Below are 2,550 nucleotides of genomic sequence, written 5' to 3'. Positions count from 1 at the left end.
GCCCAGCGCAGCGCCGAGGCGGCCAAGGAGATCAAGGCCCTGATCGGCGCCAGTGTGGAGAAGGTGGAGAACGGCACCCAGCTGGTGAGCAACGCCGGGCAGAGCATGGAAGACATCGTCGCCCAGGTGCAGCGGGTGAGCGACCTGATTGGCGAAATCTCCAGCGCCACGGGCGAGCAGACCATCGGCATCAGCCAGGTGGGCGAGGCGGTGATGCAGCTGGACCAGGTCACCCAGCAGAATGCGGCCCTGGTGGAGCAGAGCGCTGCGGCGGCCGACAGCCTCAAGCACCAGGCGGCGCGGTTGTCAGAGATCGTGAGCGTGTTCCGGCTGGGGCGCTGACCGCCTTCAGCGCCGCACGGTCTTCACCCCCCTCAGGCCTTCGGGGCCCGGAGTGCAAAGAAGCCAACGCAGCCAAAGAGGCCTCAGGTTTTCTCCGCAGGCTTGAGGCACATCGTCACCAGCAGTGACGCAGGTTCTACCGCCTTGAGCGAATGCAGCGCGCGCGGTGCCAGGTGCACAAAGTCGCCGGGATGCAATTGCTGCACGCCCAGCTCGCTCGCAAACTCCACCACGCCCTCGATGCACTGCACGGTGGCCTCGCCGGGCGTCTGGTGTTCTTTCATGGATTTACCCACGGGCAGGACCACCCGCATGACTTCGAGCTGGCCGGCTTTGAGGACGGCGGTGGTGACGGTGTCGGCCAATCGTGCTCCCAGGGGACGCACGCTGACGATCTGACCAGATTGGGCGTGGGGCAGGGCCATGGCAGTTCTCCTTGCTGGCCAAGGCGCGGTGCGCGCCCGGCCGATGCAGGCTACTGTGCCTGCAGTTGGTAGTGCGCGCAAGGTGGGCTGGCCGTCCCGCGCGCGATGTCCCTGCCTGCCTACACCGACCGGCTGCGCGCCAGTGGCGGGTTCTTGGCAAAGTAGCGCGTGATGCCGCGCATCAGCGCGTCGGCCAGCTGCTCCTGGTAGGCGCTGCTGCGCAGGCGCTTTTCTTCTTCGGGGTTGCTGATGAAGGCGGTTTCGACCAGCACGCTGGGGATGTCGGGCGCCTTGAGCACGGCAAAGCCCGCCTGCTCCACGCGCGGCTTGTGCAGCTTGCCCACGTTGCCGATCTCCCCCAGCAGCACGGTGCCGAGCTTGAGGCTGTCGTTGATCTGCGCGGTGGTGCTCATGTCCAGCAGCGCGCGCTGCACATGCTGGTCCTTGGACTGCACGTTGATGCCGCCCACCAGGTCGGCCTGGTTCTCCTTGTTGGCCAGCCAGCGGGCGGCGGTGCTGGAGGCCCCGCCCTGGCTCAGCGCAAACACGCTGGCGCCGCGCGCCTCGGGCGTGGTGAAGGCATCGGCATGGATGGAGACGAACAGGTCGGCCTGCACGCGCCGGGCCTTTTGCACGCGGGTGCCCAGGGGCACAAAGTAATCGCCATCGCGTGTGAGGTAGGCGCGCATGGGGTTGCCGCCCACGGTGGTGGCGTTGATGCGGTCGCGCAGCAGGTGGGCCACGCGCAGCACCACGTCTTTTTCGCGGGTGCCGGAGGGGCCGATGGCGCCGGGGTCTTCGCCCCCGTGGCCAGGGTCGAGTGCCACGATGATGATGCGGTCGGTCTCGGTGGCTGTGGGACGGTTGCCAGGTCGTGAGGGCGCGGCAGGGGCGGCGCTGGGCGCGGGTGCTGCGGCCACCACGGGCGGCTGGGCTGTGGTGCCGGACTGCGCGGGGCCATTGGCGCGTTGCGCGATCAGGTCGCCCAGCGGGTCGTGCTCTGCGGCGCGGGCTGTGGCCGGTGCGGGCGATGGCGCAGGCGTGGCGGCTGGGCCGCTGGCATCGCGCAGGCGCTCGGCAATCAGTGCCTCCAGCGGGTCCACAGGCGCTGCGGGGTACAGGTCAAACACCAGCCGGTGGCGGTAGGCGGCGACGGGTGGCAGGGTGAACACCTGCGGCATGGCGGGCTGCTTGAGGTCCACCACCAGGCGCACCACACCCGGTGCGTTCTGGCCCACGCGGATGCCCGCGATGTTGGGGTCGTCGGGTTTGACCTTGGCCACCAGTTCGCGTAGCTCGGGGCTCAGGTCGATGCCCTCGATGTCCACCGCCAGGCGCGGCGGTGAGGTCACGAAGAACTGCTTGGCCACCAGCGCGCCATCGGACTCGATGGTCACCCGCGAGTATTCGGGTGCGGGCCAGACGCGCACGGCCACGATGGTGGCGCCGCGTGCAATCTGCTGTGCGCCCAGCAGCAGCACCAGGCTGCTGGCGCGCAGCACGGCACGGCGCGATGGCTGGGAAGCGGCGTGACGGTCGGGCAGGGTGGGTTCGTTCACGGTGTCTCAGAGAGCTTGCAGCAGGCTGCGCCCCGTGGCGGTGGGGGCATGCAGCGTGACCTTCCTTTCGGTGTCATCCATTGCTTCAATGTGGATAGCAAGGTCTGCAAGCGGGGTAAGCGCTGCGGCCTTTTCCGGCCATTCTGCCACCTTGAGACCGGGGTTGGCAAAAATGTCCCTGAAACCGGCGTCTTCCCACTCGCGCGGATCGTCAAAACGGTAGA

General features: G+C 68.3%; 4 protein-coding genes. 1 reads left to right on the top strand and 3 read right to left on the bottom strand.

Features of this window, described 5'->3' with window-relative positions; all coding sequences use genetic code 11:
• Positions 1-342 (top strand): methyl-accepting chemotaxis protein (locus DBR23_RS31955; RefSeq protein WP_233250779.1); only part of this gene is annotated, 342 nt, incomplete at its 5' end.
• 83 nt (positions 343-425) lie between these two features.
• On the opposite strand, the gene DBR23_RS26870 is transcribed toward DBR23_RS31955, so the two are convergent.
• The 3 genes from DBR23_RS26870 to DBR23_RS31950 form a co-directional block, all read right to left on the bottom strand.
• Positions 426-767 carry a cupin domain-containing protein gene (locus DBR23_RS26870; RefSeq protein WP_056061641.1) on the bottom strand — a complete coding sequence of 114 codons (342 nt, stop codon included), beginning with the start codon at positions 765-767 and terminating at the stop codon, positions 426-428.
• A 119-nt stretch (positions 768-886) separates the two neighbouring features.
• Positions 887-2,326 carry an N-acetylmuramoyl-L-alanine amidase gene (locus tag DBR23_RS26865; RefSeq protein WP_056743447.1) on the bottom strand — a complete coding sequence of 480 codons (1,440 nt, stop codon included), beginning with the start codon at positions 2,324-2,326 and terminating at the stop codon, positions 887-889.
• A 6-nt stretch (positions 2,327-2,332) separates the two neighbouring features.
• On the bottom strand, positions 2,333-2,550 hold a 218-nt coding region (locus tag DBR23_RS31950), incomplete at its 5' end, for a tRNA (adenosine(37)-N6)-threonylcarbamoyltransferase complex ATPase subunit type 1 TsaE (RefSeq protein WP_233250778.1).

Origin of the sequence: Acidovorax sp. HMWF018 (genome assembly GCF_003061035.1) — a bacterium.
GTDB lineage: Bacteria > Pseudomonadota > Gammaproteobacteria > Burkholderiales > Burkholderiaceae_C > Acidovorax > Acidovorax delafieldii.
Note: the sequence above shows the minus strand (reverse complement) of the source record. Positions and strands in the feature narration are given on the sequence as shown.